This window comes from Mesorhizobium sp. WSM4841 (genome assembly GCF_055811515.1).
This window is the reverse complement of the sequence record NZ_JBVVQC010000039.1, coordinates 1-24,145: the sequence shown is the minus strand read 5'-3', so window position 1 is coordinate 24,145 and position 24,145 is coordinate 1. Positions and strand designations below refer to the sequence as shown.

The window sequence follows — 24,145 nt, the reverse complement described above, 5'->3', positions numbered from 1 at the left end:
CTTCCGAAAAACCGAAAGGAGAAAAACATGTCCAATATTCTGAAAGCTCTCGCCTTTGCGTCCTTGCTCTCCAGTGCCGCTCCGGCGCTTGCCGGCGAAAAGGACGTCACGCTTTACAAGAACCCGCAATGCGGCTGCTGCGAAGGCTATGCCGATTATCTCAGGGAGAACGGCTTCGCGGTCACCGTCAAGCCGACGCACGACCTTTCTGCCATGAGCTGGGAAGCGGGCATTCCGGCGGAAGCCGAGGGCTGCCATCTTTCCTTCATCGACGGCTATGTGGTGAGCGGCCATGTGCCGGTCGGCACGGTCAACAAGCTCTTGACCGAGCGGCCCGACATCAAGGGCGTGACGCTGCCTGGCATGCCAATGGGCTCCCCCGGCATGAGCGGCACGAAAGAGGGCCCGTTCGAGATTCTCGAAATCCAGAAGTCTGGTGGGACCGGCGGCGTCTACGCCAAGGAATAGGAGGCTGCGATGATGGAAGGCACGAGCGGAATGATGATGTGGGTCATGAGCTTCGCGTGGCTGCTCGCCGTGGTTGTGCTCGTCCTTGGGGCGGCAGCACTGGTCAAGTACCTGTTCTTCGGCGGCAGCAAATGAAAAGAACGCCGGTCCTCTTCTCGATGCTCGGGGTGGCTGCGGCAGTCCTTGGATTTTCCTGGCCCTGGCTCGCGGACCGGATGGCCGGCGGCGCCTCGGCTGCCACTGTCGCGCTCGGAAAGACGATCTATGCCGAGCGTTGCGCCACCTGTCATGGCGCCAACCTCGAAGGACAACGCGACTGGAAAAGCCCGCTGCCTTCGGGACGCATGCCGGCTCCGCCGCACGATGCCTCCGGCCACTCCTGGCATCATCCGGACGGCGTGCTCTTCCGTGTCACCAAGGAAGGACCGGCCGCGGTCGTCGGCGGCGGCTACCAGAGCGACATGCCGGCATTTGCGGGTGTGTTGGCCGACGAGGAAATCCGGGCCGTGCTCACCTTCATCAAGAGCACCTGGCCCGAACGGGAACGGCAATATCAGGCGGAGATGAGCCGCCGGGAGCAGGAGCAGGCACGATGAGCGCGGTCCGACCTCGCCCCGCCAAATCCCTCCTCAACTGGAAAGCATGGGTTATGAAAGCAAGAATCCTGATCGCAACGCTTTCTCTGTTGCTGGCCGCCGCGCCGCCCGCGCGAGCGCATCATCCGGGCGCCGATCTCGACAAGATGATGGGCAGTGAGGAGAAGTTCTTTCAGATCATCGACGAACCGGCCGCGCCACCGTTCGAACTGGCCGACGCGGACGGAAAGGCCGTCCGCCTTTCTGATTTCTCGGACAAGATCGTGGTGCTCTACTTCATCTTCGCGAGTTGCACCGATCTGTGTCCAATCCATTCCGAGGTGATCGCGGACGTTCAGCGCAAGGTCAACGCTACGCTGATAAAAGACAGGGTGCAGTTCCTGGCAGTGACAACCGACCCGGTAAGGGACACGTCCGAAGTCCTCGAGGCCTATGGTCCAGCGCATGGATTGGACGCGGGCAACTGGATGTTTTTGACGACACGGCCGGGCCAACCGGACGATACGATCCGGAAACTGTCAGAGGCTTACAATGTACGCTTCGAGCCGCTGGAAGACGGCCAGCAGATGCATGGGGCCGTCACCCACGTCATCGATCGCGGCGGACGCTTCGCTGCCAAGTTCCACGGCCTCAGGTTCGACCCGCTGAATATGGTTCTTTATATCAACGGCCTCACCAACAACGTCCGGAAACCGGCAAAACCCGAGCCCGGCTGGTGGGACAGGCTCAAGGTAATGTTCCGATGAACATTGACGCCACTTTCAGCGATGCCGCGGTTCACGACATATCCATGAGGAAGCGCTGCAACGCATGAATGATCGCTGGGTGGCCGATTCGAATCTGAGGCGAAAGCGACAATGCGCCGCCGAGCTTCCGGAACCACAAAGCGAATGATGCCAGGCGGCCGGTTCCTCATCAGAAGCCTCAGGGGAATCAGAACCGAAATGGCCCTCTCGGTCCCTATGCATGTCGCGCAAAAGTGCGCAGCGGTTTTGCGATAACGACATGCATAAAAACAAAAGCTTAAAGCGCGTAGCATGAATCCGTTCGAACGCGACGCGCTTTAGCCTACGACATCATCCGCAGCATCAATCTCAGATCAGCCCAATCCGCATAGGGCTGCATCCTCGAAATGACCCCGCCAATCAGCGGGATCGTTTCGATTCTCACACTGCCTGCGCAGCGCCCTTCAGAGATTGCCTATCCGTTACCCGGCATCAGCTGTCGAGGAAGCTCCGCAGCTTGCGCGAGCGGCTCGGGTGCTTGAGCTTGCGCAGCGCCTTGGCTTCGATCTGGCGGATGCGCTCGCGGGTGACCGAGAACTGCTGGCCGACCTCCTCCAGCGTGTGGTCGGTGTTCATGCCGATGCCGAAGCGCATTCTGAGCACGCGCTCTTCACGCGGGGTAAGCGAAGCAAGCACCCGCGTCGTCGTCTCGCGCAGATTGGCCTGGATCGCCGCGTCGATCGGCAGAATCGCCATCTTGTCCTCGATGAAATCGCCGAGATGCGAATCCTCCTCGTCGCCGACCGGCGTTTCGAGCGAAATCGGCTCTTTGGCGATCTTCAGCACCTTGCGCACTTTTTCCAGCGGCATGGCGAGCTTTTCCGCCAGTTCCTCCGGCGTCGGCTCGCGTCCGATCTCGTGCAGCATCTGGCGCGAGGTGCGCACGATCTTGTTGATCGTCTCGATCATGTGCACCGGAATGCGGATGGTGCGCGCCTGGTCGGCGATCGAGCGGGTGATCGCTTGCCGGATCCACCACGTCGCATAGGTCGAGAACTTATAGCCGCGGCGGTATTCGAATTTGTCGACCGCCTTCATCAGGCCGATATTGCCTTCCTGGATCAGATCGAGGAACTGCAGGCCGCGATTGGTGTACTTCTTGGCGATGGAAATGACGAGGCGCAGATTGGCCTCCACCATTTCCTTCTTGGCGATCGCGGCTTCGCGCTCGCCCTTCTGCACCTGGTTGACGATCTTGCGGAATTCCAGGATCGAGATCGCCGTTTCGGTGGCGAGGTTCTGGATCTCGGCGCGCAGGTCGCGGATCGCGTCCTTCTCGTTCTTGGTGAATTCCTTCCAGCCGCGCGACGTCAGATTGCCGATCGAGCGCGTCCAGTTGGGATCGAGTTCCGAGCCCTGATACTCCTTCAGGAATTCCTCGCGGCGCACGCCATAGCTTTCGGCCAGCCGCAACAGCTTGCCTTCGTTCTGCACCAGGCGCTTGTTGATGTCGTAGAGCTGCTCGACCAATGCCTCGATGCGCGCCGTGTTCAAGGACAGCGACTTCACCGCCTTGATCAGCTGATCCTTCAGCTCCTTCAGCCGGCGGTCCTGGCTGGGCGACAGCGTGCCGGCGGCAGCCAGCCGGTTCTCGACCTGCTGGTCCTGCAGCTTGCGCAACTTCTTGTAGGTGTCGGCGATGACGTCGAGCGTCTCCATCACCTGCGGGCGCAGCTCCGCTTCCATCGCCGCCAGCGACAGGCTGGCTTCGTCCTCGTCTTCCTCGTCGTCATCAGTCAGACCGCGCGTGTCGCCGCCGACATTGGTGATGTCGTCCTCGTCCTCGCGCGAACGGCGCGGCTTGTCCTCGGTCTTGGCTTCCTCGATCCGCTCGACCACCGGCGCCTGCTTGGCCTCCGGTCCGGCATAGGTCGCTTCGAGGTCGATGATCTCGCGCAAGAGGATCTTCGATTCGTTGAGCTCGTCACGCCAGATGATGATGGCCTGGAAGGTCAGCGGGCTTTCGCACAGGCCCGCGATCATCGTCTCGCGGCCAGCCTCGATGCGCTTGGCAATCGCGATTTCGCCCTCGCGCGACAGAAGCTCGACCGAGCCCATTTCGCGCAGATACATGCGAACCGGATCGTCGGTGCGATCGGTCGGCTCTTTCTTGGTGGTCGTCGCGGCAACGGCGGTACCGGTCTGCTCGGCCAGTTCGTTGGCGTCTTCCTCGGCGTCGGCAGCCGCATCGGCGGCTTCGGGCTCCTCGCCCTGCTCGTCGTCCTCGACCACGTTGATCCCCATGTCGGAGAGCATGGCCATCGTGTCCTCGATCTGCTCGGAGGTCACTTCCTCCGAGGGCAGCACCGAATTCAGTTCGTCCATGGTGACATAGCCGCGCTTCTTGGCGGCTTTGATCATCTTCTTGACAGCATCGTCGGAAAGGTCGAGCAGAGGGCCATCGGTGGCGCCTTCACGTTCGGTCTCGACCTCTTCCTTTTCTTTTGTCGCCATTCTTTATTTTCTCCAAGCGGCCAAGTATCAAGCCGCGTAAGCTGCCGTACCGGTTAAATCAGATGCGCTCGCTCTAGAACGCGCTTCCCCGGGCCAGTAACTGCATCTCTCGTTAAGTCCAGATTAACCCTGGTATCTGTGGCAGGCTGACTGCCTGTCCAGTGACCGGTACCTCACATCGCTGCATTTCCCGTCGACGCCGGCACGGGTTAACGTTTCGAATCGTCCTGATTCCGTCATTCTGCCCGAAGGTCAAGCGCCTCTCGCATGATTCGCATGAAAAAAGCGAATCAATTACCCGACTTAAAGCGCCGCGGCTGATTCGACGCGCAAGCACGGTTCTGCACTTTCACTCTTTCGTAAGCTTCGACCTACACCCGCCCGGCCCTGCCCGAAGACACGCCGAACCCTTCGATCAGCGCTTCCGTTGCCTGCACATCACGAAATTGCGCCTGGATCTCGACGAGATGCCGGTAGTTTTCGTCCGTGGGATCGCTGGCGAGCGCCGCTTCCGCCTGTTTCAGCTCCTTATGTAAGGTGCGCGCGCTGCGCTGCAAGTGGAGCGCCTGGCTGAAGGCGTCGCGGGCATCGTCAAGTCCGGCTGTTTCGAGCGCCGGCCATTGCCGCGCCCGTTTGATCAGCGCCACCACGCGCGCCCAGATCTCGCCGCAGCCCGCCCGTTCGATGGTCGCGATCACCGCGTTGCGGTCGTTGGCCATGTCATGCGCCATCGCATCGAGAATGGCCGCATGCAATCGCTTCAGATCGGTGTTGGCGAGGTCGAGGAACTCGACATGTGCGAAATTCTCGTCGATCAGCGCCGGATGATTGACAAGGGCTGCGATGATCGTCGCCTCGCGCACCGACATCCCCTCGCCGCCGCGCTTGACTAGCGCCGAGCGGCCAAGGCTTTCGGTAATCGCGGTGCGTCCACCGGCATTGCCGCCGCGTGCGAACTGTCCGCCAGGAGCTGAGCCCTTGCCCTGAAAGCGCCCGCCGGGCCGGCCATCTTGACGCCCCCCTGGATAGCCTTGGCGCGCGCCACGCTGGGTGCCGAAAAAGCTTAGCACCCGCTCGCGCATTTCCTGTTGGTAGTGATAGCGCAAGCTCTCGTCGCGGATGCGGCTGGTCAGTTCGCGCAGCGTCTTTTCCAGTTCCGCCCGCCGTTCCGGCGTGTCGAAGATGCCGCCGGCCGTTTCGCGCACCCACAAAAGGTCGGCGAGCGGCCGCGCCTCGGAAAGCACGGCGCGAAACGCGTCCGGCCCATCGGCCTTGACCAGATCGTCGGGGTCCTTGCCTTCGGGCAGAAGCGCAAAGCGCACCGAGCGGCCTGCCTGGACCGCCGGCAGCGCCATGTCGGCGGCGCGCCACGCCGCCTTCAGTCCGGCCTGGTCGCCATCGAAGCACAGCACCGGCTCGCCGGCCATCCGCCACAGGAGTTCGAGCTGATTTTCCGTCAGCGCGGTGCCGAGCGGCGCCACCACATTCTCGAAACCGGCCTGCGCCAGCGCGATCACGTCCATATAGCCCTCGACGGCGATGACCGTGCCGCCCTTGGCCAGCGCCCCCTTTGCCAGCGCTTGGCGCGCCCGGGCGAAATTATAGAGCACGTTGCCCTTGTGGAAGAGCTCGGTGTCGGGCGAATTCATGTATTTGGCGAGCGCATCGGCTGCCAGCGCCCGCCCGCCAAAGGCGATTATCTTGCCTCTGGAGTCCGGGATCGGGAACATGATGCGGTCGCGGAACCAATCGTAGGAAACCGGAACGTCGTCGCCATGGCGCACCAGCCCGCATGCCTCGATATCGGCCTTGGGAACGCCCTTGGCGGCAAGATGCTCCTTCAGCGCATTGCGGCTGTCGGGCGCATAGCCGAGCCGGAACGACTGCTGCGTCGCCGGCGTCAGCCCGCGGTCGCGCAGATAGGCGCGGGCTTTTGCGCCTTCCGGCCCTTGCAGCCGCTCCTGGAAGAAGGCGGTCGCCATTTCCATGATTTCGGTCAGGCTGGCGCGTTCCTTTTCGCGCCGTTCCTCCTGGGCATCGCGCACCGGCATCGGCACGCCGGCCATGTCGGCGATCTTCTCGACTGCTTCGGGAAAGCTCATCCCGTCGAGTTCGGTGAGGAATTTGAAGTGGTCGCCCGAAACCGAGCAGCCGAAGCAATGGTAGCGGCCCTTCTTGTCCTCGCAATGGAAGGACGGGCTCTTCTCGCCATGGAAGGGACAGCACGCCCAATAATCGCCGCGCGGCGCGTTGGTCTTCTTCCTGTCCCACGCCACGCGCTGGCCGATCACCGATGAAATCGGCACGCGGTCGCGTATCTCGTCGAGGAAGGCAGGTGGAAAGCGCATCGGGAACGGCTCGTTTGTCCTCCATATAATCACGCCGGCGAAACCCGACGACTCCTAATGCGGACCATACCCGGTTTTCACAGGGCAAAAGAAGGCGGCCGTTGCGGGCCGCCTTCTTTCCTATTCCGGCGACGGTCAGTGCGCGGCGATCGCGCCGAAGATGATGCCGGAGACGACGCTGACCAAGAGATAGTCGTTGCCGACGCGGATCCATTCCTGGCCACGGCCCGGACGACGCAGGCCATAGTGGCGATAGTCGCGGATCGGCTGGTGACGCTTCCAGCTCGAATATTTCTGGCCGTTGCGCCAATGGTTCCCCTTCACGATGACTTTCTTCTTCACCACGACGCGCTTCTTCACGTGCCTGTCCGGCTTCTTCCAGTCGACCTGGCTGTGGGTCGACTGCGGCGCGTTCGGTACGTTCAGCGGCGCGGCCTGGCCCTGCAGCGACGTGGCAGCCAGCATCGAGACGGCGACTGCGGAAAGAATGATGCGTTTCATCACGGGTACTCCTTGGTTGTCGATACCCAAGCAATAGGGCCCGAAGAATGAACCGAAACTGAACATGAGAATTACGTTTTTGTAATGATTTCATATATTTATAATAACTAATTCAACACTCCACTCAAACCGGATCTGAAGGTGTCGCCTGCACTGACTGCGCGGTCATCCGGAAGCCGGCCGGCAATGCAACCATTTTGCGATCCATCCATTTCCGACACGCCCTGTCGCGCACCAACAGCCGGCCGAATTGGGCAAAATTTATTATCCGGCTAAAATTAATCGGAGTAGCATCGATCTTTGTAATGCCCTTGATTCGCTCCCTCTTTTGCTCCTTTGCCGTCACGGTGACCGTATCGCTGGCGCCTGTCAGGCTGCGAGCCTGATATGAGCGGTTCAGTCGTTTTGCTGCATCTTGCCGGCGCGGTGGCGCTGATGCTGTTTGCCACCCGGTTGGTGAAGACCGGCGTCGAGCGCGCCTACGGCGATGTGCTGCGCCACAAGCTGCGCGCCACCATGCGCAATCCTTTCATGGCGGTTCTGGCCGGCTGCGGCCTGGCGATCGCGCTGCAAAGTTCCACCGCCGTTACCTTGCTGGTCGGCTCCTTCGCCGGCGCCGGCATTGTCAGCGGCATATCGGGCCAGCTTGCCGTGCGCGGCGCCGAGATCGGCTCGGCGCTGGTGGTCAAGCTGCTCACCTTCGACCTGTCGCTGCTGGTGCCGATCTGTCTTGTCGCCGGCACTGTCATGTTCATGGCCACCGAGCGGCGCGATTGGCGCCAGTTCGGCCGTATCCTGGTCGGCATCGGCCTGCTGGTATTGTCGCTGGAGATGATCGGCCAGGCATCGGAGCCGCTGCGCCAGAGCACGCTGATGCCGGTCATCGTCGATTACTTTTCCAGCGACCCGGTCACCGCCTATCTCCTGGCGGCGCTGGTCACCTGGCTGTTTCATTCCTCGATCGCCGCGGTGCTGCTGATGGTGACGCTGGCCGGTCGCGGCTTCATCCCGCCCGAACTTGGCATCGTGCTGGTGCTCGGCGTCAATCTGGGCTCGTCGATCATCGCACCGCTGCTCACCCGCAACGCAGACCCGGGTGTGCGTGTCGTACCGATCGGCAATCTCCTGATGCGCGGCATGGGCTCTCTGGCCATGCTGATCCTGTTTATGTGGTTGAAGCCGCCGGTCGCCTTTATCGGCGCCACCGTGCCCGACCAGATCGTCAACGCGCATGTTCTGTTCAACATCCTGATCCTGGTTGCCGGCCTGCCACTGGCCGGCCTCGTCTACCGCGTTTCGGAAAAGATCGTGGCGCTCGGCACCAAACCGGCGCCGGCCGATGCGCTCGACGTCGTCGAGCTTTCCGCGCTCAACGACAGCGCCCTGGACGTGCCGAGCCAGGCGCTGGCCAACGCCACCCGCGAGGTGGTGCGGGTCTGCGAGACGGTCGAGATCATGCTGAAGCGCATCATCGAGCTCTATGAGAGCGCCGACGCCGACAAGATCAAGGCGCTGGCCGCGCTCGACGACCGCGTCGACAAGAAACATGCGTCGATAAAGCTCTACCTGGCCAAGGTGACCAGGAACCCGCTGAGCGAGGACGAGGCGCTGCGCTGCCAGGAGTTGATCGGCGCCTGCGTCAAGCTCGAACAGGTCGGCGACATCATCGTGCGCAACATGCTGGTGCATGTCAGAAAGAAGCTCGAGCGCGGGCTGGAGTTCACGCCCGAGGGCTGGCGCGAGCTTAGCGCCTTCCACGCCTCGGTGCTCGCCAACGCACGGCTTGCCTTCAACGTGCTGGTCTCGCGCGATCCGGAGACCGCCCGCCAGCTGGTGCTCGAAAAGGATCGGCTGCGCGACCGCGAGAAGGAGACCAGCGCCAGCCATTTCGTGCGGCTGCGCGACGGCACCGCCAAGAGCGTCGAGACCAGTTCCATCCATCTCGACACCATCCGCGACCTGAAGCAGATCAACTCACTGCTCGCCTCGATGGCCTATCCCGTGCTCGAGGAACGCGGCCTGCTCACCGGTTCGCGGCTGAAGGCGGGATAGACTGGGCCTGCAGGCGGAAGCCAATTGCCCGACCATCAGCGCGGCAATTGCTTCGAGCCAGCCGCGAAAATTAGCCTTTGCTCAACCTCCCGTCTGTCGGCTAGAGCATTTTGCAGCCAGACGCCTTCATTTGGCGTCCGACAGAATGCCTCAACAAAGACGTGGGGCGCGGTTTTGGCTCCACCAAACGCAAAGCGCTCTAAGGATCGGTCAATCCGCCGGGAGAAAAGTAAATGGATACCCACTCGCGCAGTTTCGCCAAGGCGCTTTCCTGGCGCGTCACCGGCACCATCGACACGATGATCATTTCGCTCGTCGTGACAGGCAGCATCAAGCTCGCTGCGGCCATCGGCCTGACCGAAGTCATCACCAAGTCGCTGCTCTATTATTTTCACGAGCGGGCGTGGCTGAAAATTCCCTATGGGAGGAAGACGACCATCTAGCGCTTGCCGGATGCGGCCGGAGCCTGCCTGAACCGATCAAGAAAACCTAAAGCGGCGTCGACAATTTCTGGATTGCCCGCGGCTCTCGTTCGTGATTTGAGGCCATCTCATTCAAGGATCGCCTCCCAGCGCCATGCTTCCCCTTATCGCCCTGTTCATCGCTGCGTTCGCATTCGGCACCACCGAATTCGTCATCGCCGGCGTGCTGCCGCAAGTTGCCGATGGCCTCGGCGTCTCCATCCCAACTGCCGGCTACCTCGTCTCCGGCTACGCCGGTGGGATCGCGATCGGCGGACCGCTGTTGACGCTCGCCACCAAGACGATTTCCCGCAAGGCCTTGCTGGTTGGCCTTGCCGCAGCCTTCACCATCGGCCAGGCCGCCTGCGCCCTTGCACCCGACTTCGCCTCCATGTTGCTGCTGCGGATTGCGGTGGCCGTGGCGCACGGCGCCTATTTCGGCGATCCTGTCGGGCCTCACGGTCTCCAATGTCATCGGCGTGCCGGCCGGCACGGCGATCGGCAACATATGGGGTTGGCGCGCGACGTTCTGGGTGATGTGCGCGCTTGGAGTGGCGTCCATCGCTGCCATGACCGTGCTGCTGCCGCGCAAGACGGGATCGTCGCGCCAGTCCGTCAGTTTCGGCAGCGAGGTTCGCGTGCTCGCACGCCAGCAGGTCTGGACGTCGCTGATCCTCATGCTGATGCTGATGATCGGCCAGTTCGGCCTCTTCACCTACATCACACCGACGCTGCTTGAAATCACCGGCCTCGACAAGAGCCTCGTGCCCTGGGTGCTCCTGCTCAACGGTGTCGGCGCGACGATCGGCGTCTTCCTTGGCGGGCGGCTCGCCGACTGGAAACTGATGCCGTCGCTCATCACCATGCTTTTCATGCAGGCGGTGACACTTGCCGTCATTTACGCCGTCAGCCCGTACCCGGTGCCGATGGTCGTAGCGATCACTATCTGGGGCGGTCTCAGCTTTGCCATCGGCACGCCGATCCAGACCCGGATCCTGACCTGGACGGCGGATGCCTCCAACCTCGCCTCATCGCTCATCCCGGCCGGCTTCAATGTCGGCATCGCGCTGGCCGCCTCGCTCGGCGCTGCCATGCTCAATGCCGGTTATGGCTATCGCAGCCTGCCGGTGGTTGGCGCCATTGCCATGCTGGTCGCCGTGGCGGTCGCGCTTGCCTCGCATGTCTGGGAGTGGCGCCGCAACACGACGCCACCGCTACCGGCTGCAGCCGAGTAGACAGCAGACTCTACAAATCGATCCGGCGTAGGCTTTCGGCGCCGCCATAGGCAGCATCCTCGAAGAAACGCCCGACGAGCCGTCCGCCATTGGCCAGCACCACCTTCTGCGGGGCGAGATTTACGGGTCTGGGCGGAGATCAACAGGATTCGGAAGTTGATCTTCAGGGACGGCTTTCTAAAATCAGATATCATCGACTACACACTACCACTTGGAGTGAACCCAATGGCCGGCAACACGTCCGAGAAATCGGCGAAGGCCGTCGCCGAGCGGGCCGCTACGAAGGCGACCAAACCGCGCAAGGCGACGCCGAAGCCGCAGTCCGGCAAGGCCGCGAAGCCGACCCTCCTCGCAGGCGGCAACCCCCAGATCGCGAAGGCCGAAGGCGACGCTCCCGTGCAGGCCTACATCGCGGCCATGCCGGGCTGGAAAAGCGACATCGGGCGCCGTCTCGACGCGATCATCGAGCGCACCGTGCCGGGCGTGCACAAGGCAGTCAAATGGAACTCGCCGTTTTACGGCATCGAAGGCCAGGGCTGGTTCCTGTCGCTCCACGTCTTCACCCGCTACGTCAAAGTGACCTTCTTCCGAGGCACGTCGCTGCGTCCTCTTCCTCTCGGCGAGTCCAAGCACAAGGAAGTGCGCTATCTCGATATTTATGAGGACCAGCTCGACGAAGCTCAGTTCGCCGCTTGGGTGAAGCAAGCCAGCCAATTGCCAGGCGAACGACTGTGAGATGCATCGCGAATTAGCCAAGGGCGTCCGCAAGAACCTCATTCAAGCGTGCAAACGCGGTGGGCTCGTCTGGCGCATGGGCCGGATTAACTTCTGTGACGGTCAGGCCGCGCCATTGCTGCAGGGCGGTCAACTGCTTTAGCACGAAGGCGGCTTGCTCCAGTTTGAGACCGTCGCAACGGCGCACATTCTCAGCAATCGGGAAATCGATAAAGGAGAGCACATCGACATCGAAGTGAATAAGCACGCAGTCAAAGCGCGCCGCCCATTCGGCCGCGCGCGCCGCCGCCGCCTCGATATCACTCAAAGCCTCCTCACGCGATATAACCTTGACCGCATTATCTCTGATGGCGGCGGCTTCGGGCGGAGTGATATTCTCGACGCCGAAATAGAGGAGCTGCTGAGGCACGAGCATCGGACGGGTTGGGCCGAGCCCGGCGAGCGAAGGCTCGCGTCCCGGGATGTCGAGCAGATGAGCGACACCAGTCCAGTCCAAGGCGCCGTCGCTCGTGTCAGGTGTGTTGAGATCGGCGTCAAAGTCTATGTAGACGAGTCCGATCCGCGCGCCGGCCGCGTTCGCTCCAGCGACCGTTCCCAGCTCCACAGTACAATCGCCGCCTAAGACAAGCACGTCTTCCTGCGCTGCAATCGCCGTCGCCACGTGGCTTGCGACCAAGTCACAGGCCCCGCGCACGGCCTCCAGGTTCATGGCCTGCGGCCGCGAGGGATCCGGCCGCCACCGGAACGATGCAACATCGCCATGGTCCCTGACGGCTCTGCCTCGGCTCGCGAGCGCTTCTGCGAGCCCATGTCGCCGAAACGCCGCGGGGGCTCGTTCCTGCCCCGGCGAATAGGCGCCGGCGCTGGTGGCGGCGCCGATAATGTTCAACAGACGCGCCGCCAAAATCGAAGCTCCATTTTCGTATGATCCTCGTTGCAAAACGGGTCTGGAGGGAGGAAGGTTCCTCCTCGACGTCGAGAGTTTGTCGCCCGCGCCGGAAGGGCAAACGGCTTGCCGCATTGATGCCGTCGTGAGACGCCGGACGCCGAACGTTCTCAAAGCCACTGGGACCAATCATGACCAAAGCGACAACAGCCATGAAGAAGAGCGGCTCGATGGAAGGAGCAGGAGGAGACACTCCCTCTCAGTTGATAGATGCGAGAATCAACGAGCTGAGCGATTGGCGGGGCGAGATGCTCGCTCGGGTCAGAACCCTCATCAAGCAGGCCGATCCCGAAGTGGTCGAGGAGTGGAAGTGGAGAGGGGTTCCGGTGTGGGAGCACGCCGGAATAATCTGCACCGGTGAGACGTACAAGAATGTCGTCAAGATGACCTTCGCCAAGGGCGCCTCGCTGGAGGATCCTTCAGGCCTCTTCAACTCCAGCCTCGAAGGCAACACCAGGCGCGCTATCGATATCCATGAGGGCGACAAGATCGATGAAGAGGCGTTGAAGGCGCTCATTCGCGGCGCCGTGGCACTGAACATGTCGGGGCGAGCTACCGCCCGCTCTCAGAAACCAAAGGGCGCTTGAGGATCATCAACAACCGGCCAGCGCTGCTCCTTGCGGCCGCCTCCTTCACGGCCTTGAGCATCGCTGCAGCCGGGAAAATCCCTACTGCAGCAGTCCCTTGACGATGCCGCTCGCCTTGGAGAAATCCATCTGGCCCGCGTATTTCTCCTTGAGTGCAGCCATCACCTTGCCCATGTCCTTGACGCCGCTGGCACCGGTCTCGGCGATGGCGGCGCGGATCGCCGTTTCGGTTTCTGCCTGACCCAGTTGCGTCGGCAGGAAATCGCGGATGATGGCCATCTCGTCGCGCTCCTGCGCGGCAAGCTCCGGCCGCTTGCCGTCGTCGAAAGCCTTGGCCGACTCCTCGCGCTGCTTTACCATCTTGGCCAGGATCTGCAGGATCTCGTCATCGCTGGCCGGTTCTTTGCCGGCGCCGCGATTGGCGATGTCGCGATCGTGAATGGCCGCCTGGATCAGCCGCAATGTCGGCAGCCGGCGCTTGTCCTGCGCCTTCATCGCGCTCTTCAGGGATTCGGCGATTTTGCCGCGCATGATGCTTTCTCCTTCGAATGCGACGAACAATAGCCGTGCCGAAACCCCAAGGCAATTCGACGCCGCCCGGCAAACCGCTGATATTGTTCGACGAAATAAATCGCGCCTGCGGGCGTAGCGTCATTGACCGCTCTGGCGCCTTCCCCTATGTACTGGGCCTTGCATGAACTGAATTTTTGTTGCGCGCGCTGGCTGCGAAATCGCCGCTGCGCGCGGTTTGCTGCGCACAATGGTTCGCCGGACCGATTGAAGGGCGCAGCCTTTTAGGAGTGCCGCCATGGCAACGATGACCGCCGCGTCGACCCCCCCTTGGGCCACCGAGAAACCGACCGCCTTGCTGGTGCTGGCCGACGGCACCGTCATCGAGGGCCGCGGCCTTGGCGCCACCGGCTCCGCCGTCGCCGAGGTTTGCTTCAACACCGCGCTGACAGGCTATCAGGAAATCCTCACCGACCCGTCCTACGCCGGCCAGATCGTCACCTTCACCTTTCCGCATATCGGCAATATCGGCACCAATGACGAGGACATCGAGGATCTCAATCCGGTTGCCCGCGCCGGCGCCGTCGGCGCCGTGTTCAAGGCCGATGTCACCAACCCGTCCAGCTATCGCGCCGCAGCTGGTCTCGACCAATGGCTGAAGAAACGCGGCATCGTCGCGCTTTCGGGCATCGACACCCGTGCGCTGACCGCGCTGATCCGTGAAAAGGGCATGCCCAACGCCGTCATCGCGCATGCGCCCGACCGCATGTTCGACATCGATGATCTGAAGCGCCGCGCCGCCGCCTGGTCCGGCTTGATCGGGCTTGACCTGGCCAAGGACGTCACTTCCGGCCAGTCCTCGGTCTGGCGCGAGACGCCCTGGGTCTGGGACGAGGGCTTTGGCGAACAGATCGATCCGTCCATGCACGTCGTCGCCATCGACTATGGCGTCAAGCGCAACATATTGCGCCTGCTTGCCGGTCTCGGCGCCAAGGTCACCGTAGTGCCGGCCAACACCGGCGCCGAGGAGATCCTCGCCATGCGGCCCGACGGCATCTTTCTTTCCAACGGTCCCGGCGACCCGGAAGCCACCGGCGACTATGCCGTTCCGGTCATCCAGGACCTGCTGAAGACCGACATCCCGGTCTTCGGCATCTGCCTCGGCCACCAGATGCTGGCGCTGGCGCTGGGCGGCAAGACCGCCAAAATGCATCAGGGCCATCACGGCGCCAACCATCCGGTCAAGGATCACACCACCGGCAAGGTCGAGATCGTCTCGATGAATCATGGCTTTGCCGTCGATGCCGACTCGTTGCCCACGGGAGTCGAAGAAACCCACGTCTCGCTGTTCGACGGGTCGAACTGCGGCATCACGCTGACAGGAAGGCCGGTGTTCTCGGTCCAGCATCATCCCGAAGCCTCGCCCGGCCCGCAGGATTCGCACTATCTGTTCCGCCGCTTCGTCAACCTCATCCGCGAAAAGCGCGGCGAGCCGGCGCTGGCGGAGCGCTGACTATCTGTACGCGAGAAGCCTTGGCAATAATATCGCTTAACTTTCCGCGATAAATCTGCGATATCATCACCGTGAAGACGATCATCCTCTCGGTGTCGGCGGCTCGCGATCTCGACAACCTGCCGGCCGATGTCCGCGAGCAGATCGCCGAAGGCCTGATCTCCTATGCCGTCAGCGGGCGGGGAGATATCAAGCGCCTTGCTGGCAGGGACGGCTACAGACTGCGGATCGGTCGCTACCGCGTCATATTCGATGAAGACCGCACGACGATCCTCGCGATCTATATCGGCAAACGCGAAACGACAACCTACCGTCGGTCATAGCAGGACAGGACACCATGAACGCCCCGCAAATCATAAAGACGCCAACCGGAGAAGAGCTGGTCGTTATCCCAAAGGCGGACTACGAGGCTCTGTTGCACGCGGCCGAAGAGGCTCTTGAAGACGCTGCGGATGTGGCGGTTTACGACGAGCGAAAGGCTAGTCTCAAAACGGAAAAACCCCTGCCTGCGGATGTGACCATGGAAATTCTGCGGGGCTCCAGCCGGCTCAAGGCGCTGCGCAAATGGCGGCGCCTGACGCAGGCCGAATTGGCGACCACGGTCGGTGTCAGCCAGGGTTTTCTGTCGGATCTTGAGTCCAATCGCCGTAAGCCATCGGCGCAGACCAGCGCGATGCTGGCGAAGGCACTGGATATTCCGGGCGAATGGATTGAATCCTAGTGCGCATGGCCCTTAGGCCACCGTCGCCGTCGTGACGTTCTTCACCGCGACCGGTCTTTCGACCCTGAGCACAAACGCGATCAGCGACAAAGCAAGAAAAATGCCGCCGAGCACGAAGGGCGCGCCGCCGAACGCCACCGGCGCGCTTGGCCCGGTGAACCAGGCGAAGATTCCCGTATGAAGCAACGGCGTGATGATGCTGGTGATCGAAAACACGCTCGTCATCGCACCCTGCAATTCGCCTTGCGCGGAGGGCGGCACCTTGGCCGCCGCCAGGCTCCGCAGCGGCGGGTCGGCCAGCGCCTCGAGGCACGATCACCGCATAGATCATCCAGCCCTTCCATGCCGCGGCATAGCCGAAGGCGGCGAGCGCGGTAAAAGCAAGGCCGATGGCAGCGGTCCGCCATTCGCCGAGCCGTGGAATGACGCGCGGCAGGACAAAACCCATCACCAGTGCGCCGCCGAGGCCGAAGACGCCGAGCGAGAAGCCGATCTGCTGTTCGCTCCAGCCGTAGCGATAGCTGCCGACGAACGACCACACGGCAGGGTACATCATGTGGCCGAGCGTCATCAGGAAGAACACCAGCCCGATCCAGCCGATGCCATGATAGTTGCGCATCTGCTTCAGGGCGCCGAGAGGATTGGCGCGGCGCCACTCGAATCGCCGACGGTGGTGCTGCTCCAGGGTTTCCGGCAGGAAGAACCAGCCAACGATGAAGTTGATGAGAGCAAGCACCGCCGCGCCCCAGAACGGCACCCGCGGCCCGAACTCGCCAAGCAACCCGCCCAGCACCGGGCCGATGATGAAACCGACACCGAAGGCGATGCCAAGCAGGCCGAAATTCTTCGCCCTGTTCTCGTCGGTGCTGACATCAGCGATGAAGGCGGAGGCAGTCGAATAGCTGGCGCCGCTGATGCCGGCCAGCACCCGGCCGATGAACAGGACCGAATACGACCAGGCCACCGCGCAGATCAGATTGTCGATGGCGAAGGTCAGCACCGAGGCCAGCAGGATCGGGCGCCGGCCAAAGCGGTCGCTGAGATTGCCGACCAGCGGCGCGAACAGGAACTGCATGGCCGCGTAGACGAAGAACAGCCAGCCGCCTTCGATTGCCGCTTCGCTGACGCCGACGCCAGTCAGCTCCTGCAGATAGGCCGGCAGCACCGGCATGATGATGCCGATGCCGGTGATGTCGAGCAGCAGCGTGGTGAAAACAAGCGCAAGACCCCGCCTGGCGGTTTTGGCTTCGATCATGACGGTATCGACTCCCGGAGCCGCCTCGGAGCGAAGGCGAAAGGGCTCGTTATAGGCGAGTCAGCCGCTCAGAACAATAAGGGAACACGCCAGGAATTTTTATCCTGACATCAACTGTCGACATGAATGCGGCCACAACCCTGCATAACCGCCGGCGCTTCAACGGTCATTCGACAGGAAGGTCCGAGCACCTCAGATCGGAGTTTTGAACGTGTCGCAGTCCGAAAGCTTGCCGCTCCTGTAGCCGCGCGCCAGCCAGGTCTGCCGCTGCTGCGAGGTGCCATGATTGAAGCTTTCCGGCACGACATAGCCCTGCATCTTCTTCTGCATCGTGTCGTCGCCGATCTGCTGGGCGGCGTTCAGCGCCTCGTCCATGTCGCCCTGCTCCAGGATTCCCTTCTGCCCGGTGAAATGCGCCCAGACGCCGGCGAAGCAATCGGCCTGAAGCTCGACCTGCACCGACATGTGGTTGGCCTCGGCCTCGCCCATTTGCTGCCGCATCTGATTGAACTTGGGCAGGATACCGGTGATGTTCTGCACATGGTGACCGACCTCATGCGCGATCACATAGGCCTGGGCGAAATCGCCCGAGGCGCCGAATTGCTGGTCGAGTTGCTGGAAGAAAGTGGTGTCGAGATAGACCTTGCGGTCGCCGGGGCAGTAAAACGGGCCGGCCGCGGAAGAGGCGAAGCCGCAAGCCGAACGGATTTGCCCGCTGAACAGAACCAGTTTGGGGTCTTCGTAGGTGAGGCCCTCGGCCTTGAAAAGGCCGGTCCAGGTCTCCTCGGTCTCGGCCAGCACCGTCGAGACGAACTGCTTCATCTCGTCGGAGGCCGGCGCGCCGGTGCCACCGCCCTGTTCTCCGCTGTTGTCGGTGATCTGATCGCCGCCCGGCAGCAAGCCGCCACCGCCGCCGGCCAGGATCTGCAGAGGGTCGATGCCAATGGCCTTCAGCCCGAAATAGAGGATCACGAGAATGATGATGGTCGACAGCGACATCCCACCGCCGGAGCGGCCGCCGACCGGGATGCGGAACCGACCGGGGCCGCCGCCCGGCAGGTTGAACCCGCCGCCCTGGCCGCGTCGGTCCTCGACATTGTCACTTTGACGACGACCCTTCCAGAGCATGGCAACTCTCCGCGACGCGCGTATCGGTAACCTGCCGATCTCATGGCCCGATCCGACCCAACAAACAAATTATCTCAATGGTTGCGCCAAGTCACAGTATTTTTCGCATGAAGGGCCGCCGGCTCTGGGGTGGATCGATGCACGACACCCGCGGCTGAGAAGCCTGCCGGCGCCTTTTTTGGTCCGTACTTGGCGTTACGCTCAGATCTTCTGCTTGGTACCCGCGCTCTTGCCGTCCGAGCTCTTCGAGCGCTCCTCGAAGCGGGCCTCACCCTTCTTGAGCGGGCGTCCAGTATCCGCTTCGGTCTTGCGTTCGTCCTTCGCCGCAGCCTGCTTCAATCCCTTGGCCGCTTGCTTGCCCTTCGCTGTCGGTGCCTGTTCAACGCCCATGGTATCCTCCTCGGTCTCGCTCCAATCGCGTAGCACGATCTCAAACGCAGCGGCAACGCGGCGGTTCCGGCAGGACTGTCGGCAATGGCGGTAGACTTAGCGTGTCGCCATCATTGCGTTGCGAAACGCTTCTAGCGTCTCGGCGCCGACATGGTGCTCGATGCCCTCGGCATCGACGCGACAAATCGGCAGTCTGCGCTATCTTGATGCCATGACCGATCTCGCCGATGTGCGCCGCTTTTATGCGCGACTGATGGCTGCCAATGCAGGTTGGGCCGATCCACGTCTCGAAGCAGCTTTCGCCGCGGTGTCGCGCGAAGCCTTTCTCGGGCCTGGGCCGTGGACGGTCGTCGCCGGCAACGGCAAGGTTGAAACGCCGAGTGCCGATCCTGTTCACGTCTATCAGAACGTGCTGGTGTCGCTCGACGCCGACAAGGGCATCAACAATGGCGAGCCGTTCCTGCACGCCATGTGGATCGGCAAAGTGGCGCCAAAACCCGGCGAGACGGTTACCCATGTCGGCGCCGGCACCGGCTACTACACAGCTCTGCTGGCACAGCTGGTTTCGCCGGGCGAAGTCGCCGCCTTCGAACTGGAATCCAGTCTCGCCGACCGCGCGAGAAAGAATCTCGAAGCCTATGGCAATGTGACCGTCATCCATGGCGATGCGGTCATCGGCAGCCTGCCACCGTCCGACATCATCTATGTCAATGCCGGCGTCGCAGCACCCCCGGCCGAGTGGCTGAAGGCGCTGAAGCCGGGCGCCCGCATGGTCTTTCCGTGGCGCCCGGCCGAGCGCGTTGGCCTTGCGGTGATGGTGACCCGCACCCAACAGGGTTTTGCCTGCGACCCGTTCATGCGGTCATGGTTCATCCCTTGCATCGGTGCCTCGGCAGCAACACCCGCAACGAAATTCCCCAATCGCGACAAGGCGGCACGCAGCCGCTCGATCTGGCTGACGGCCGACAAGGCACCGGACCGCACCGCCATTGCCGTCATCGGCGACGTCTGGTTCTCGTCGCAAGATGTTGGCGGCAGGCGGTCGCAATGACGTCGCCGAGGCGAGGCATCCGATGCTTGCCCGTCGCCGGCTGGAGCGCTGGAAGTTTTTTCCGGCCCTGTCGGACAGACGTCCGCTCGCACGTCCTTTGGCCGAAATCCGGCACCGACGGCACGGATAATGAAAAGGGAGAATCCAATGAGGAAGATCATCACTGCGACATTCGTCAGCCTCGACGGCGTCATGCAGGCGCCTGGCGGGCCGGAAGAAGACCCGGTCGGCGGCTTCGAATTCGGTGGCTGGACGTTCCATTACTGGGACGACGTCGGGGGCGCCTTTATCGGTGAGATCTTCGCAAAACCCTTCGCGCTGCTCCTCGGCCGCAAGACCTACGACATCTTCGCCGCGCATTGGCCGTACCAGAAGAGCGGTCCGATCGCCGACAGCTTCAACGCCGCCACCAAATATGTGGCCACCCACCGGCCCGATAGGCTGTCGTGGCAAAACAGCCAGTCGCTGGGCGACGACGTCGTGGCCGCACTGCGCCAGCTCAAGCAGGAGGACGGCCCCGACCTGCTCGTCCAGGGTTCGAGCGAACTGATCCAGACCTTGCTCGCCAACGACCTTATCGATGAGATCAGCCTGCTGACCTTCCCGCTGGTGCTGGGCAAGGGCAAGCGGCTGTTTGGCAGCGGCGCAATCCCGGCGGCTTTCAAGCTGAACCGCTCACAGGCATCGACCACCGGCGTCATTATGGCGACCTACCAACGCGCCGGTGAGATCAAGACTGGATCCTTCGCCCAGGAACAGCCGTCCGAAGCCGAGATCGAGAGACGCCGAACCTGGAAATAGACGACCGCACAAGCGCGCACCGCGTTAACAACAGGGATGGCCGAGCACCGGCTGTCCCCTTGCTATTTTGCCGATCACGCCGCCTGTTGCCGCCGGGCCAGTCCGTCGCGGATACACGCGGCAAATTCCCGCGCCGCCGGCCCGACCCCATGCTTCGGCAGATGCAAATTGATCGAGAAATTTGGCAAGGCCGGCAGCTCCGGATCGGCGGCCAGAATATCAAGGTCGGCCGGCACCGTGGAGGCCAGCCAGGTCGTGACGGCCAGATCCGAACGCACAGTCGCCGTCGTCGCGTCGAGGTTGCCGTTCTCGAACACGGTCCGCCATTCCAGCCCGTGCTCGTTGAGCGCCGCCAGCACCGCAGGGCGGAAGGCACAGGTGTCGGCCACCATCGAAACCGGCAAGGGCCGCTTGCGGCGGGCTATGCCGCCTTTGGCGCCGACCCAGACCAGCCGGTCGATGGCGAGACATTCGCCGGCGGACGGACCGACCGGTTCCTCGATTACGGCAAGGTCTATCGTGCCAGCTGCCAATGCCGCCGCAAGCTCCGGCGACGAGGCGCAGACCAGCGAAATCTCGACCTGCGGAAAGGTCTCAGCATAGGTCTTCAGCACCGGCGCAAGCATGGTGCCAACCAGATCATACGGCACGCCGAGCCGCACCTCACCCGCGACCGCGCTGATCGCCATCTCGGCCCAGATCTCGTCATTCAGGGAGAGCAGGCGCTTGCCCTTACCGAACAGTCGCTCCCCGGAACGGGTCAGTCTCAGGCCGCGCCGGTCGCGCTCGAAGAGGCTGCAGCCGAGAACCTCCTCCAGCCGCTTGATCTGCTGGCTGACGGCGCCCTGCGTCAGGTGCAGCGCGTTCGCCGCCGCCGTCATGCTGGCCGTGTCGGCGACGGTGACGAAGGTCCGGATCAGGGCCGTGTCGAGATTGCGGATCATAGTTGCATTATATTCTCTAATGCCAACCATGACAAACATTGCATTTACTGATGCACGCTCATGCTTAGCATGCTGGTTCCCAACAGAGGAAACAGCATGCTTGAGGCCATCCTTCCGCTCGTCCTGTTTGCGCTGGTCTCGACCTCCACGCCCGGCATGGCCACGACCTTGTCGACAGCGTCCGGGGCACAGTTCGGCTTTCGCCGCTCGGTTCCGCTGATGGCCGGCAGTGCGGCCGGCCTAGCCACGGTGGCTGCGGCAGGTGCGGCCGGGCTCGCCGGCCTGTTGGCAGCCGCTCCGTCCCTGCAGCTGGCGATGAAGATAGCCGGATCACTCTATCTGATCTGGCTCGCATGGAAGATCGGCCGCAGCGGTCCACCCAATCTGGACGTGTCCATGTCCAAGCCGAACAGCTTTTTCGGTGGCGCGGGCCTGCAATGGATGAACCCCAAGGGTTGGGCCATGGGTCTGGGAGCGGCGGCATCCTTTACCGCCCTCGCCAACGGACCGCTGCAGCTCGCCTTTCTGCTCGGCACGGTCTTCGGCCTGGCAGCCGCGCTGTCACTGTCGGCGTGGTGCGTGGCGGGCACGCTGCTCGCGCGGTTGCTCAGAACCGAGCGGCAGTGGCGCGTGCTCAACGCCGTGCTTGGGCTGCTGCTGGCCGCCTCGATCATTCCGATGTGGCAGCCAGCATAGATGCTGATGTTCAGGCGGCGTAGCCCAGCAGCGTTTCGAAGACATAGTCGACAAGGAGCAGGCGGCAAGCCTGCGCGCGGCGCTGGATGACATCGCCGCGCTGGATTTTGGTATACCGCCGGCAGCGCCCCTGAGGTCTCGGACGGCCGGCGGTAGCCACACTTACTCCGCCGGCATGGCAATCGCCCGCGCCGCCCGGTGGCTGGCCAGCATGACGCCAAGACCCAGGATCGGGAACACTGCTGCGACCAGGCCGAGATCGGCTGGCGCGCCATAGCGCAGCACCGCGCCACCGACGACGGCGCCCAGCGCCACGCCGAGATAGAGCGCCGACCCGTTGAGCGACAGCACGATGGGCGCGGCGTCGGGCGCCAGCCTGATGATGCGGCTGGCCTGCGCCGGAGGGAAGGCCCAGCCGACGATGCCCCACGGCACCATCATGGCCATCAGCGCCGGCCCGGCGATGCTGTGCGGCAGGAAGGCCGGGATGACCGAAAGCATGACCAGCATGACCGCACTCAGCGCCAGCGACCAGCTGACGGTGCGCGTCGCGCCGAAGCGATCGGCAGCCTGCCCGCCGGCGATGTTGCCGATAACGGCGCCGACGCCGAAGGCAAGCAGCATGCCGGGCAGCGCGATCGGGCTCAAGCCGCCGCCTTCGATGGCTAGCGGCGCGACAAAGGCAAAGACCGTGAAGGCGCCGGTGAGCGCCAGCAGCGTGGTCAGCAGGATCGATGGCACGCCGGGGCGAAGGATTGCGGCCAGCCGCTGCCTGAGCGGCAGCTTGGTGCCGACAATGCCGCGCGGCAGCCGGTACCACAGGATTGCGCCGGCCAGTGCGCCGAGCCCGGCGATGGCAAAGAACGTGCCGCGCCAGCCGGCAACGGTCGCGACAAGCGCGCCGAGCGGTGCGCCGACCGCCACCGCCACCGTAGTGCCGCCGACAACGACGGCAATGGCGCGGGCGCGGTGATGATCATCGACAAGCGCCACGGCCGTCCCCTGCGCCGTCGCCGCAAACAGGCCGGACGACAGCGCCATGACGATGCGCGCGATCAGCAGCAATTCGAAAGAGGAACTCAGCGCCGCCGCCAGATTGCCCAGCACGAAAAACACCAGTGTCCATAAGATGACGCGCCGCCGGTCCCATTCGCCGGTCAGCGTCGCCAGGATCGGCGTGCCGAGCGCATAGGCGAGCGCAAAGGCGGTGATCAGCGCGCCGGCGAGTGGAACGGAGATGGCGGCATCGGCCGCGATGTCGGGCAACAGGCTTGAAATGACGAAACCTTCGGTCGCGATCGTGAAAGACCCGAGCGCAAGCCAGATGAGGCGCTTGTCCATAGCGGCAAATCCTTAGTTCAAAAGTTATTGAACAATTGTACATAATGGGGCATGGTGTCAATGAAGCCACCCGAGAATAGCGGAACTCTCCTGACAGCTCTATGTCAGGACAAGGTGGCAGGAGGTAGAAACTGCGTGCATCCGCCAAGGAGGAGATGCGTTGAAATCGGTCCTGATTGCGCTTAGTTCTCCGGCATGACACTGCCCCACCCCGCCGCCGACCAAATCAGCCTGTCGAACGTTCTTGCCGTGCTCGGCGATCCCACCCGGCTGGCCATTGTGCGCTATCTCGCCAGCAAGGAAGGCGTGCCGCTGAATTGCAGCCAGTTCCTCGATCTCGGTTCGAAGACCAACCTCAGCTACCATCTGGCCAAATTGCGCGAGGCCGGTGTCACCCGCACCGAGGTGGTCGGCACCAGCCGGCTGATCACGCTGCGCCGCGACGATCTCGATGCCCGCTTTCCGGGGCTGCTCGATAGCGTCATTGCCGCTGCCGTCGATGACCCAGCTCTGCCCGCGGTAGGCGCCTCCGAGATCGAAGTCCGCGCCTGAAGCCGTAACTCGCCCCTGTAACAGGCAGGGCAACCGCGTTTGTATTCTTGCGAAGGTGGCCCCCCACCCTAACCC

25 protein-coding genes and 4 pseudogenes are annotated in these 24,145 nt (G+C 62.9%); 16 read left to right on the top strand and 13 right to left on the bottom strand.

The window, feature by feature from the left end:
- Positions 1-27: 27 nt before the first annotated feature.
- The 4 genes from AC0L14_RS30475 to AC0L14_RS30460 are packed head-to-tail and all read left to right on the top strand — an operon-like array spanning position 28 to position 1,810.
- Positions 28-468 carry a DUF411 domain-containing protein gene (locus tag AC0L14_RS30475; RefSeq protein WP_473489194.1) on the top strand — a complete coding sequence of 147 codons (441 nt, stop codon included), beginning with the start codon at positions 28-30 and terminating at the stop codon, positions 466-468.
- A gap of 9 nt (positions 469-477) precedes the next feature.
- Positions 478-603, top strand: coding sequence for a hypothetical protein (locus tag AC0L14_RS30470; RefSeq protein ID WP_473489195.1), 126 nt, complete (start codon positions 478-480; stop codon positions 601-603).
- Positions 600-1,064: a c-type cytochrome gene (locus tag AC0L14_RS30465; protein ID WP_473751706.1), complete on the top strand. Its 465-nt coding sequence runs from the start codon at positions 600-602 to the stop codon at positions 1,062-1,064. Before AC0L14_RS30470 ends, AC0L14_RS30465 begins: the two co-directional genes overlap by 4 nt.
- The gene (locus tag AC0L14_RS30460; RefSeq protein WP_473751705.1) at positions 1,061-1,810 is read left to right on the top strand and encodes an SCO family protein; all 750 of its coding nucleotides are present in this window, start codon (positions 1,061-1,063) and stop codon (positions 1,808-1,810) included. Before AC0L14_RS30465 ends, AC0L14_RS30460 begins: the two co-directional genes overlap by 4 nt.
- A gap of 471 nt (positions 1,811-2,281) precedes the next feature.
- On the opposite strand, the gene rpoD is transcribed toward AC0L14_RS30460, so the two are convergent.
- The 3 genes from rpoD to AC0L14_RS30445 form a co-directional block, all read right to left on the bottom strand.
- Positions 2,282-4,303, bottom strand: a complete 2,022-nt coding sequence (gene rpoD / locus AC0L14_RS30455; protein WP_029350162.1) for an RNA polymerase sigma factor RpoD — start codon at positions 4,301-4,303, stop codon at positions 2,282-2,284.
- Between the two features lie 371 nt (positions 4,304-4,674).
- On the bottom strand, positions 4,675-6,651 hold the full coding sequence (gene dnaG / locus AC0L14_RS30450) for a DNA primase (protein ID WP_473489198.1): 1,977 nt from the start codon (positions 6,649-6,651) through the stop codon (positions 4,675-4,677).
- A 135-nt stretch (positions 6,652-6,786) separates the two neighbouring features.
- A complete protein-coding gene (locus tag AC0L14_RS30445; protein WP_473489199.1) occupies positions 6,787-7,152 on the bottom strand; it encodes an RcnB family protein in 366 nt (121 codons plus the stop codon).
- A gap of 387 nt (positions 7,153-7,539) precedes the next feature.
- Between AC0L14_RS30445 and AC0L14_RS30440 the strand changes: the two genes are divergently transcribed.
- The 3 genes and pseudogenes from AC0L14_RS30440 to AC0L14_RS30430 all read left to right on the top strand — a co-directional run bounded on the left by AC0L14_RS30440 (position 7,540) and on the right by AC0L14_RS30430 (position 10,900).
- Positions 7,540-9,204: a Na/Pi cotransporter family protein gene (locus tag AC0L14_RS30440; protein ID WP_473489200.1), complete on the top strand. Its 1,665-nt coding sequence runs from the start codon at positions 7,540-7,542 to the stop codon at positions 9,202-9,204.
- 233 nt (positions 9,205-9,437) lie between these two features.
- The gene (locus tag AC0L14_RS30435; RefSeq protein ID WP_095491496.1) at positions 9,438-9,647 is read left to right on the top strand and encodes a DUF2061 domain-containing protein; all 210 of its coding nucleotides are present in this window, start codon (positions 9,438-9,440) and stop codon (positions 9,645-9,647) included.
- A 133-nt stretch (positions 9,648-9,780) separates the two neighbouring features.
- A pseudogene (locus AC0L14_RS30430) lies at positions 9,781-10,900 on the top strand (MFS transporter).
- Between the two features lie 10 nt (positions 10,901-10,910).
- Here AC0L14_RS30430 and AC0L14_RS30425 read toward each other — a convergent pair.
- Positions 10,911-11,030, bottom strand: a pseudogene (locus tag AC0L14_RS30425) (GNAT family N-acetyltransferase); the annotation flags it as partial.
- Positions 11,031-11,125: 95 nt separating this feature from the next.
- Here AC0L14_RS30425 and AC0L14_RS30420 point away from each other — a divergent pair.
- Entirely contained in the window at positions 11,126-11,635 is a 510-nt protein-coding gene (locus AC0L14_RS30420; protein WP_473529641.1) for a DUF1801 domain-containing protein, read from the top strand.
- Positions 11,636-11,648: 13 nt separating this feature from the next.
- Here the strand turns inward: AC0L14_RS30420 and AC0L14_RS30415 are convergent, their stop codons facing one another.
- Positions 11,649-12,539: an arginase family protein gene (locus tag AC0L14_RS30415; RefSeq protein ID WP_473489203.1), complete on the bottom strand. Its 891-nt coding sequence runs from the start codon at positions 12,537-12,539 to the stop codon at positions 11,649-11,651.
- 173 nt (positions 12,540-12,712) lie between these two features.
- Between AC0L14_RS30415 and AC0L14_RS30410 the strand changes: the two genes are divergently transcribed.
- Positions 12,713-13,168 (top strand): DUF1801 domain-containing protein, encoded by a 456-nt coding sequence (locus AC0L14_RS30410; RefSeq protein WP_473489204.1) that lies wholly within the window; start codon positions 12,713-12,715, stop codon positions 13,166-13,168.
- 81 nt (positions 13,169-13,249) lie between these two features.
- Here the strand turns inward: AC0L14_RS30410 and AC0L14_RS30405 are convergent, their stop codons facing one another.
- On the bottom strand, positions 13,250-13,699 hold the full coding sequence (locus AC0L14_RS30405) for a GatB/YqeY domain-containing protein (RefSeq protein ID WP_292163708.1): 450 nt from the start codon (positions 13,697-13,699) through the stop codon (positions 13,250-13,252).
- A 277-nt stretch (positions 13,700-13,976) separates the two neighbouring features.
- On the opposite strand from AC0L14_RS30405, the gene carA reads away from it, so the two are divergent.
- The 3 genes from carA (at position 13,977) to AC0L14_RS30390 (ending at position 15,912) form a co-directional block, all read left to right on the top strand.
- A complete protein-coding gene (gene carA / locus AC0L14_RS30400) occupies positions 13,977-15,191 on the top strand; it encodes a glutamine-hydrolyzing carbamoyl-phosphate synthase small subunit (protein ID WP_473751704.1) in 1,215 nt (404 codons plus the stop codon).
- A 71-nt stretch (positions 15,192-15,262) separates the two neighbouring features.
- Entirely contained in the window at positions 15,263-15,514 is a 252-nt protein-coding gene (locus AC0L14_RS30395; protein WP_123148370.1) for a type II toxin-antitoxin system RelE family toxin, read from the top strand.
- A 14-nt stretch (positions 15,515-15,528) separates the two neighbouring features.
- Complete coding sequence (locus AC0L14_RS30390; protein ID WP_473751702.1) at positions 15,529-15,912, top strand: helix-turn-helix domain-containing protein; 384 nt, start codon at positions 15,529-15,531, stop codon at positions 15,910-15,912.
- 12 nt (positions 15,913-15,924) lie between these two features.
- On the opposite strand, the pseudogene AC0L14_RS30385 reads toward AC0L14_RS30390, so the two are convergent.
- The 4 genes and pseudogenes from AC0L14_RS30385 to AC0L14_RS30370 form a co-directional block, all read right to left on the bottom strand.
- Positions 15,925-17,167, bottom strand: a pseudogene (locus AC0L14_RS30385) (TCR/Tet family MFS transporter).
- Positions 17,168-17,359: 192 nt separating this feature from the next.
- On the bottom strand, positions 17,360-18,295 hold the full coding sequence (ypfJ, locus tag AC0L14_RS30380; RefSeq protein ID WP_473529638.1) for a KPN_02809 family neutral zinc metallopeptidase: 936 nt from the start codon (positions 18,293-18,295) through the stop codon (positions 17,360-17,362).
- A gap of 201 nt (positions 18,296-18,496) precedes the next feature.
- Positions 18,497-18,685, bottom strand: a complete 189-nt coding sequence (locus AC0L14_RS30375; protein WP_123148374.1) for a hypothetical protein — start codon at positions 18,683-18,685, stop codon at positions 18,497-18,499.
- Positions 18,686-18,781: 96 nt separating this feature from the next.
- Positions 18,782-18,865, bottom strand: a pseudogene (locus AC0L14_RS30370) (manganese-binding transcriptional regulator MntR); the annotation flags it as partial.
- 31 nt (positions 18,866-18,896) lie between these two features.
- On the opposite strand from AC0L14_RS30370, the gene AC0L14_RS30365 reads away from it, so the two are divergent.
- Entirely contained in the window at positions 18,897-19,736 is an 840-nt protein-coding gene (locus tag AC0L14_RS30365; RefSeq protein ID WP_473489210.1) for a protein-L-isoaspartate O-methyltransferase family protein, read from the top strand.
- A 147-nt stretch (positions 19,737-19,883) separates the two neighbouring features.
- Positions 19,884-20,537 (top strand): dihydrofolate reductase family protein, encoded by a 654-nt coding sequence (locus AC0L14_RS30360; protein ID WP_473489211.1) that lies wholly within the window; start codon positions 19,884-19,886, stop codon positions 20,535-20,537.
- A 74-nt stretch (positions 20,538-20,611) separates the two neighbouring features.
- Here the strand turns inward: AC0L14_RS30360 and AC0L14_RS30355 are convergent, their stop codons facing one another.
- A complete protein-coding gene (locus AC0L14_RS30355; protein WP_473529636.1) occupies positions 20,612-21,481 on the bottom strand; it encodes a LysR family transcriptional regulator in 870 nt (289 codons plus the stop codon).
- A 96-nt stretch (positions 21,482-21,577) separates the two neighbouring features.
- Between AC0L14_RS30355 and AC0L14_RS30350 the strand changes: the two genes are divergently transcribed.
- Positions 21,578-22,177 carry a LysE family translocator gene (locus AC0L14_RS30350; RefSeq protein ID WP_473489213.1) on the top strand — a complete coding sequence of 200 codons (600 nt, stop codon included), beginning with the start codon at positions 21,578-21,580 and terminating at the stop codon, positions 22,175-22,177.
- A gap of 10 nt (positions 22,178-22,187) precedes the next feature.
- Here the strand turns inward: AC0L14_RS30350 and AC0L14_RS30345 are convergent, their stop codons facing one another.
- Positions 22,188-22,337, bottom strand: coding sequence for a hypothetical protein (locus tag AC0L14_RS30345; protein ID WP_473751701.1), 150 nt, complete (start codon positions 22,335-22,337; stop codon positions 22,188-22,190).
- 2 nt (positions 22,338-22,339) lie between these two features.
- Positions 22,340-23,518, bottom strand: coding sequence for an MFS transporter (locus tag AC0L14_RS30340; RefSeq protein WP_473489214.1), 1,179 nt, complete (start codon positions 23,516-23,518; stop codon positions 22,340-22,342).
- A gap of 195 nt (positions 23,519-23,713) precedes the next feature.
- On the opposite strand from AC0L14_RS30340, the gene AC0L14_RS30335 reads away from it, so the two are divergent.
- Positions 23,714-24,070: an ArsR/SmtB family transcription factor gene (locus AC0L14_RS30335; protein WP_473489215.1), complete on the top strand. Its 357-nt coding sequence runs from the start codon at positions 23,714-23,716 to the stop codon at positions 24,068-24,070.
- Positions 24,071-24,145: the final 75 nt, after the last annotated feature.